The following is a 681-nucleotide window of genomic DNA, read 5'->3' as shown; positions in this document are numbered from 1 at the left end:
TGGACTGTTACTCGCCGCGGTCTCGACCGCGTCGGCCGCGGCGCTGCCGCTCGTCACGGGAGGTATCGGCGGGGTCGCGGCGGTCGCCGTACTGCTGATCGTGGACGACACGTGGCGACCTTGACCCTCAGCCCGAGATGGATGGAGCGTCCGGCACGGCAACCCCGTTCCCGTGGATGCCGGAAGCGGCCGATCTCAGCTCAAACGAACCCCTTCGAACGGCAGGTGACGGATATCAGTCCGGCGGCTCGCCAGACTGGTAGCCGCTGCCGGGCTCCGCGCTACCGCCCCGGTCGTTCCGATTCCGACTCCAGTTCGATGTCACGGTCCGCCTCGCGGTCGAGGTCGGCGGCTGCGGCATCGGCGGCGGCTGCGGCGTCGGCGGCCGTGTCGGAATCGCGGCGCTCGTCCGTCCGGAGGTCGTCGTCCGCGACGCTGTTGAGCTGTTCGAGCGACGCCTCGATGTCGTCGAGCCCGAGGAGCCGTTCCGTCTCCTCGTCGAACGCCTTGCTCTCTAACCCCTCCATCTCCTGGACGTCGGAGCCGGAGAGCGCCTTGCCGTATCGGCCCACGAGGCTGGTGAGTTCCTGGGGGAGGACGAACGTGGTGGATTCGCCCTTGCCGATCTCTTCGAGGGTCTCCATGCCGCGTTCGATGATGGCGCGCTCGCCCATCGACTCC

1 pseudogene is annotated in these 681 nt (G+C 68.7%); it reads right to left on the bottom strand.

Annotation, left to right across the window (positions count from 1 at the left end):
• Positions 1–281: 281 nt before the first annotated feature.
• Positions 282–681, bottom strand: a pseudogene (locus ACFQEU_RS17190) (SPFH domain-containing protein); the annotation flags it as partial.

This window comes from Halorubrum tibetense (assembly GCF_042661865.1).
Lineage (GTDB): Archaea > Halobacteriota > Halobacteria > Halobacteriales > Haloferacaceae > Halorubrum > Halorubrum tibetense.
Note: the sequence above shows the minus strand (reverse complement) of the source record. Positions and strands in the feature narration are given on the sequence as shown.